This is a genomic window from Arthrobacter sp. 001422645 (genome assembly GCF_059816125.1).
Window position 1 is genome coordinate 106725 of record NZ_JCBANT010000016.1, and the last position, 6301, is coordinate 113025.

A 6301-nucleotide genomic window follows, 5' to 3' on the forward strand; every position below is an offset into this window, starting at 1 on the left:
CTGCGAAGGCCTGGAGCTACGGCCGCGCGCCCGAGAAAAGCGAAAACCCAGCCAAAGAGCGCGTAGCGAAATCCACCGACATTGTGGCGTGGACCTGAATCGTAAGATTGAAAGCGCTGCTACGCTCACGACGTGGAACGTAGAAATCATCTGTCGAGCGCCATCAAACGCGAAGTACGGCAGCGCTGCGGGTTCGGCTGCGTCCTATGCGGCTCACCCGTCTTCGACTACGAACACATCGACGGCTATGGCCTTACCGGACATGACGCGCAGTCCATGACTCTTCTGTGCCCCGCGCACCATCGGGAAAAGACAGCAGGGAGACTTCCCGTAGCCGCGGTGCGCAGGGCCAACCAGAGTCCCTTCAACGGCAAACAAGAGCTGACCAGCCATCATTCGCTGTACTTTGAAGGACCCGCCTTTGATATCGAGCTGGGCTCGGTCCGGTTTGAAAGCACTGACAAACATCAGCGATGGTCTGCTATCGAGATCGACGACGAACCGGTCCTGACGGTGGAATTCATTGAGGGGCGAGTTGCCTTGGGGATGATCCTCCGCGACCAGGACAACCGGCCCCTCGTCGTGGTGCGCAATGGAGAGCTTCGGTACTCCGCCAGATCGTGGGATGTCACGTTCGAGGGGAAGACACTGGTCGTTCGGCGCGGTCCACGCGACATCGTCCTGAGCCTGAAATTGCTTCCTCCGAATCGACTTATTGTCGAACGTGCAGAGCTCTGGGCGCGTGGGGTCCTCCTGCGCATCGGATCATCGTGCCTGAACGGGGACGGCTACGAAATAGCCAACATGGACGCCAGCATGAGCGGCGGAACCACTCAGAACTGCCGGCCAATGTTGGCCATCGGAGGAAAGGCTGAGTCCGAAGGAACGCTCTTTTACACCGCCGATCCTCCCCGATGGTGGGGAGGAAGGCCTGCGGATCCCGGAACTTTTTCACGCTTTGGTGGCAGTCGGACCAGCCCGTTCTTGGGCTAAATAGACGTGGCACCGATCTTGGGGGCGGCCACAAGGCACACCCCCAGGTGCCGGTACCCAGGAGCCGGCTCCAGACTCCCTCCGATTGTGTGGAGCCAGCCGCCGGGTGCTGTTGCCGTTTACGCTTCGGCCGGCGCCGCCTAGACTTCTCGCCATGGAGCCCAATGCGCTGTGCCCGGAGTGCTTCCACAGTCGACCGGCCCCAGAACTCCCTCCGCTGAGGCGCGTGCGCGATATCGGGCCGGTGCTGGCAAAGCGTTGCCCGGAGGTGGTGGAAGCGGAAGAGTCAGCCAGTGGCGTCGCGGGCCTTGCTGGTGTGACAACGAATTCCACGGGCAGCACCATTTCGGCAGGCACTCAAGTAAGCCATGATGCGAAGTCGCCCCCGCAGGAGTCTGGGGGAGAGACTACTACTGCGGGGGCGGCCACGTAACGGCGCTCCGCCTCAAGGACAGATGGCGGAACTGACGCAACATAGATTGGTCGGGATTGCAAGTCAAATGCCGATTTCTGCCTGCCTGCGGAGGGTTGCATTGGTCGATCGGCATTCCAAGGAAATACCAAGTTCTCGCCGGTAGCTTGACCTCGGGACGTGGCACTCTTCGGTGACGGTGCCACACGGCACACCCCAGCGAAGTGCCGCTCCCCGAGGCTGGCTCCGGGCTCCCTCCGATTGTCTGGAGCCAGCCTGCCGCGCGCCGCGGCGTGGTGGAAAACAGAGGGGGTACGGTTGGCGCCATGGTGAAAAACATACTCATGAAATGTCCAGTGACCGACACATACGTCCCGACCGGGGTTGCCATGGATGCTGGCTCGTATCAGTCAAGCGATATGTCCGACAACACATCGGGTTGTGCCGCGTGTAATGGTACTCACACCTGGGGTGAGGTAGAAACAGTCCTCGGAAATTAGCGATGACGAAAAACGCCCCGCACCCGGTCAGGATGCGGGGCGTTTTGCTTCGCCTGCGAGGTACGGTAACTGACAAGCTACGAAAACATACGAAAGACGAACAAAGCAGACGCAGCACCCTCGTAAAGCAACACATGTCCAGGCTGCAGCATATGGTCGCGAGAGCGAACGCTGACAGCAAACATTGGGAGTACTTCGAGTCCCAGTACGAAAAGTGGCAAACCGTTCGTCAGATGCGCACATTTCTGGCCGAATTGGAAAGCGTCACGGACGATACGCGGCCTGGACTGGATCAGGACATGCGGAGTGACTGGTTTCAGAGGGTCGCGCGGCGATTGGATTTCGAAGATCCAGTCAAGAATCCCGGCTCCATCCCACGGCTGGAGATGGCATCTGAGCGCGAAGTTTACGAGTTTGCGAGGTCGAGACTGGAACCGGCTGGTCCCGCTGGCCGAGTGATTCCGTAACCGGAAACAGAAGGAGGCTGGTCCCGGCGCAATGCCAGGACCAGCCTCCTTCTGAATATGAAACTAGATTCTTGCGGACTGCTGGCGGACTATGCCCCCTCTAGCCGCTTGATCTAGCTAGACGCCGTAGTACAGCTCGAACTCGTACGGGTTCGGGCGCAGCGAGAGCGGACGGATCTCGTTCTCGTACTTGTACTCGATCCAGGTGTCGATCAGGTCCTGGGTGAAGACGCCGCCGGCCTGGAGGAACTCATTGTCCTCGGCCAGGGCATCCAGGGCCTCTTCGAGCGTGCCGGGAGCCTTGGGGATGTCCTTGGCTTCCTCGGCGGGGAGCTCGTAGAGGTCCTTGTCGATCGGTGCCGGCGGTTCGATGCGGTTGCGGATGCCGTCGATGCCGGCCATCAGCTGGGCTGCGAAGGCCAGGTACGGGTTGGAGGAGGGGTCCGGCGCGCGGAACTCGATGCGCTTGGCCTTCGGGTTCGAGCCCGTGATCGGGATACGGATACCGGCGGAGCGGTTGCCCTGCGAGTAGACCATGTTGACCGGAGCTTCGAAGCCCTTGACCAGGCGGCGGTAGGAGTTCACCGTCGGGTTGGTGAAGGCCAGCACGGCCGAGGAGTGCTTCAGCAGGCCGCCGATGTACCAGCGGGCCATGTCGGACAGGCCGGCGTAGCCCTTTTCGTCGTAGAACAGCGGCTCGCCACCGTTCCACAGCGACTGGTGGCAGTGCATGCCCGAGCCGTTGTCACCGAAGACCGGCTTCGGCATGAAGGTGACCGACTTGCCCCAGGCATCGGCCGTGTTCTTGATGACGTACTTGAACTTCTGCAGGTCATCAGCCGCGTGGGTCAGCGTGGTGAACTTGTAGTTGATTTCGGCCTGGCCGGCGGAACCGACCTCGTGGTGGCTGCGCTCAACCTCAAGGCCGGCCTCGTCCAGGGCGACGCACATGGCGTCGCGGAGGTCCGCCTGCTTGTCAGTGGGGGAGACCGGGAAGTAGCCGCCCTTGACCGGGGTCTTGTAGCCGAGGTTTCCGCCCTCTTCTTCGCGGCCGGTGTTCCAGTGTGCTTCCTCGGAATCGATCTTGTAGAAGCTGCCCTGCGGGGAGGACTGGTACTGGACGTTGTCGAAGACGAAGAACTCGGCCTCGGGTGCAAAGAATGCGGTGTCGGCAATACCGGTGGAAGCCAGGTAGGCCTCGGCCTTCTCGGCCACGCCGCGGGGATCGCGGTGGTACGGGTCACCGGTGCGCGGGTTCACGATCGAGAAGTTCAGCGCGAGGGTCTTCTCCATGCGGAACGTGTCGAGGAACGCCGTCGTAACGTCCGGGATGAGCTGCATGTCCGACTCGGCGATGCCCTGGAAGCCGCGGATCGAAGATCCGTCGAAGAGCTGGCCGTTGACGAAGAAGTCCGCGTCAACGCTCTTGGCGGGCACGTTGAAGTGCTGCTGAACGCCAGGGAGATCGGTGAAGCGAATATCGACGAACTTTACGTCTTCGTCTTTGATGAACTTGAGGACTTCGTCCGCAGTCTTGAACATCTATGCTCCTTATGCATGTGAAAGATCTGGCCGTCAGGCCGTGTGGTCCAGCGCAGTCCGACAGCGGGGTAAACACAAAGGTCTGCCCCGCTCCTATGCCGCCAGCAACTGTTACCACCCTAAGGACACGGGATTTCCCCACGGTGTCCGCTTTGTTTCCGGCAGGTTACAGAATGCCCTGACATGTAAACGGTAGTCGCTGTCCATAACGTGGCCTATCCGTGACCAGAGTGTGGCCCCAGGATGTCCACACTCTGAACAGAGCGGAGCGGCCTTCGTTGCCGATAGTCTTGGAGGGTGGTTGATCGTAAAGACATAGGCTCATGGCTCAGCGGGCCGGACACGTCCGGCATCTCGAAGTACCCGGGGGAGCGGCTGGGCCTGCCCGAGTCCGGCCCGGGGTCCATCGCCCGCGCCGGCCGGCGCATCGTTGCCATCTGCATTGACTGGGGAATCGCGCTGCTGATCAGCAACTACGCGTTCGCCGGGAACCCCTGGGCAACCTTGGCCGTGTTCGCGGTGGAACAGGCCCTGCTGGTCGGAACCCTGGGCTACAGCATTGGCCACCGCATGGTGGGGATCCACGTCATCCGTCTTGGCGGCGGCCCCGCCGGACCGGTTCCGGCCCTGGTCCGCAGCCTGCTGCTGTGCCTCGTGATCCCCGCCGTCATCTTTGACCCGGATCACCGCGGATTGCACGACAAGGCCATGAACACGGTCCTGGTCCGGATGTAGCTCCTCCCGGTGCCGGGGCGGGCTTAGAGGTCGACGGCCCCGGCAGTTCCCTGGCCTCAAGGGCGCACCGGAGGCCGCCGTTCGCCACGAATGGCCGCTCAACCTCTCCGGATAGCGGCCAATTGCGTCAGATGGGTGCCGTGGGGGTGCCAAGGCGCGGGCAAGGGGGCTGCTGCGCGGTGGCGACGGCCCCGTGGCATGGCATTACTAACCGGAAGGCCCACGCCGGACCGTGGCGGCTAGACGCCGGCGGTTTCCTGCGCCGGCGTTGCCGCATCCTGTCCGGCGTTGACCGTCAGGTAGCCGCGGCGGCCAGCCCAGCGCTCAAACCAGACGGTGGCGAACGGGAACACCGCGGAGAGCCCGGCGAAGAACGCCACACGGAACGGCCAGCGCTGCATGCCCCACAGGCTCAGCGCCGCGATCCCGTAGCCGATAAAGAGCGCCCCGTGGATCGGACCCGCGATCTCGACTCCGAGTTCCGTCGTCCGGGTGACCCATTTGAGAAACATGCCCACCAGCAGCGCGGCCCAGCTGAAAGCCTCGGCAATGGCCAGGATCCGGAAGATGCGGATGACGGCAGCGGTGGATGGCAGTTTCATGGCGGAGTCTCCGGCTCTGTCCCGGCGGGACGTGGAAGTGTCGTGGGCAATGGAAACGCCCCGGCTGCCAGCCTGTAAGGCGGTACCGGGGCGTCCCTGTTCTCTGGCGTGTGGCCTAGCGTCCGCGGGCTGCTTTGCGGTCCGGGCGGGCCTTGTAAGGATCGATGCCCTTGGGGATCGGCAGCCGGCTTCCAAGCGAGGAGATGCGCTTGGAGACGGTGCTGACTTCGAGCTTGGTCAGTTCGTTCTTCATCTTGGTCATCTTCTTGGCGACCTGGCTGATCGGAACCTGGCCCTCGCCGCGACCGCTCTCAATCACGTGGATGGTGACGTTCGGCAGGATACGGGCGAGGCGCTTGCGTTCGGCGTCGAGGAGCGGCTTGACGCGGGCGCTGGGGCCTTCGCTGACGAGGACGACGCCGGGGCGGCCGATGGCGCGGAAGACGGCGTCCTGCGTGCGGGGGTTCACAGCGACGGGCTGGTCTTCGACGATCCAGCCGCGCTTGAGTGTGCCCAGTGCAGCGCCGGACGCACCCGGCTGGTTTTCAATACGGGCGAAAGCCGCGCGCTCCGCGCGGCGGGACAGGATCAGGGTCGCCGCGAGGACGCCCAGCGGGATGCCGATGATCAGGCCGGTGATCCAGTTGTCCAGCAGGAATCCGATGACGAAGCTGACAGCGACGACGCCGAGGAACGCCAGCAGCATGAGCCACGGCACCATCGGATCGTGCTGGCGGGTCATCTGGAAGACCTCGCCGATCTGCTTCAGGCGGCTCGGCTTCTTGACCTTGGCCGCCTTGGGCTTGCGGGAAAAGAGGCCTCGCTTTGGAGCATCAGAAGCCGGAGTGGAGTTGCTGGAATCAGGGGAAGTCGCCATAGTGCCTTAATTCTACGTGATGGACAGCGAAGGGCCGGACGCCGGATTCCTCCGGTGCCGGCCCTTTTGCGGTATTCGTTGCGGCTGTGGTCAGGAGTGCGCCGCGAGCAGTGAGCTGGCTTCCTGGCGGGTACTGCCGGAGCTTTCGATGTGGGCGAGCTGGGCCGGGATTT

The 6301-nt window shown here is 62.9% G+C and carries 5 protein-coding genes; 2 read left to right on the forward strand and 3 right to left on the reverse strand.

Annotated elements, in window-relative coordinates:
• The first annotated feature begins 132 nt into the window (after nucleotides 1-132).
• Complete coding sequence (locus AC6EUH_RS15635) at nucleotides 133-993, forward strand: HNH endonuclease signature motif containing protein (RefSeq protein WP_499739211.1); 861 nt, start codon at nucleotides 133-135, stop codon at nucleotides 991-993.
• Nucleotides 994-2489: 1496 nt separating this feature from the next.
• Here the strand turns inward: AC6EUH_RS15635 and glnA are convergent.
• Nucleotides 2490-3914, reverse strand: coding sequence for a type I glutamate--ammonia ligase (glnA, locus tag AC6EUH_RS15640; RefSeq protein WP_144673548.1), 1425 nt, complete (start codon nucleotides 3912-3914; stop codon nucleotides 2490-2492).
• A 297-nt stretch (nucleotides 3915-4211) separates the two neighbouring features.
• Here glnA and AC6EUH_RS15645 point away from each other — a divergent pair, with 297 nt between their 5' ends.
• The gene (locus AC6EUH_RS15645; protein ID WP_499739212.1) at nucleotides 4212-4649 is read left to right on the forward strand and encodes an RDD family protein; all 438 of its coding nucleotides are present in this window, start codon (nucleotides 4212-4214) and stop codon (nucleotides 4647-4649) included.
• Between the two features lie 239 nt (nucleotides 4650-4888).
• Here AC6EUH_RS15645 and AC6EUH_RS15650 read toward each other — a convergent pair whose 3' ends face one another.
• Together AC6EUH_RS15650 and AC6EUH_RS15655 are read right to left on the reverse strand one after the other, a co-directional pair.
• Entirely contained in the window at nucleotides 4889-5251 is a 363-nt protein-coding gene (locus AC6EUH_RS15650) for a DUF3817 domain-containing protein (protein ID WP_056431292.1), read from the reverse strand.
• A gap of 115 nt (nucleotides 5252-5366) precedes the next feature.
• Nucleotides 5367-6128 (reverse strand): DUF4191 domain-containing protein, encoded by a 762-nt coding sequence (locus AC6EUH_RS15655; RefSeq protein WP_499739213.1) that lies wholly within the window; start codon nucleotides 6126-6128, stop codon nucleotides 5367-5369.
• Nucleotides 6129-6301: the final 173 nt, after the last annotated feature.

What these genes read in the sequence shown, in the direction of transcription:
- glnA (WP_144673548.1), bottom strand. Translation starts at nt 3,914, where the DNA reads ATGTTCAAGACTGCGGACGAAGTCCTCAAGTTCATCAAAGACGAAGAC.
- AC6EUH_RS15650 (WP_056431292.1), bottom strand. Translation starts at nt 5,251, where the DNA reads ATGAAACTGCCATCCACCGCTGCCGTCATCCGCATCTTCCGGATCCTG.
- AC6EUH_RS15655 (WP_499739213.1), bottom strand. Translation starts at nt 6,128, where the DNA reads ATGGCGACTTCCCCTGATTCCAGCAACTCCACTCCGGCTTCTGATGCT.